Below are 504 nucleotides of genomic sequence, written 5' to 3'. Positions count from 1 at the left end.
GAGCTGAACAGCGCGTATTTGTAAGGTTTTAGCATCTATACCAATATGTAATTTACGCCATTGGCGACGATATTCAGACTGATGTTTTTTACGCTTCCATTCACCCTCATTTGTGGACGCAATAAAGCAATTTGACCTTCTGCCTCAACTTGATCGTCACCTAGAGTAAAAACTCCTTTAACGGTATTTTCTTGATTGAAATTACGATCAATAAAATCTTTATTATAGACTAGAGTTTTTATTGGTTCTTCACCAAGCCATTGAAGTAAACAATGTGTGTAGCCTAATGGTTGATCTATAATTCTACAATTGTAGTTTTTCCAGACCCATTTGCCCCAAATATAAAATTTATCTGCTTTAAACCATCTAATTGTGTTGGTACACTATAAGTAGCAACATTATTTATATAGACTCCAGTAAGCATAGCTTTCCCTATTTTTAATTTGCACGATTTAAAATTTATTTTTTTAGATTATATAGTTACATACAAATATCATCTACTAA

1 protein-coding gene and 2 pseudogenes are annotated in these 504 nt (G+C 32.1%); all 3 read right to left on the bottom strand.

The features are described from left to right. Positions 1–108 (bottom strand): annotated as a pseudogene (locus tag KTI79_RS19125) (IS5/IS1182 family transposase); the annotation flags it as partial. 65 nt (positions 109–173) lie between these two features. Then, positions 174–242: pseudogene (locus KTI79_RS19120) on the bottom strand (AAA family ATPase); the annotation flags it as partial. Between the two features lie 53 nt (positions 243–295). Further along, entirely contained in the window at positions 296–424 is a 129-nt protein-coding gene (locus tag KTI79_RS19115; RefSeq protein WP_002123981.1) for an AAA family ATPase, read from the bottom strand. Between the last annotated feature and the right edge of the window lie 80 nt (positions 425–504).

The organism is Acinetobacter sp. WU_MDCI_Abxd143 (genome assembly GCF_025514195.1).
Classification (GTDB): Bacteria; Pseudomonadota; Gammaproteobacteria; order Pseudomonadales; family Moraxellaceae; genus Acinetobacter; species Acinetobacter pittii_H.
This window is presented reverse-complemented; position numbering and strand designations above follow the sequence as displayed.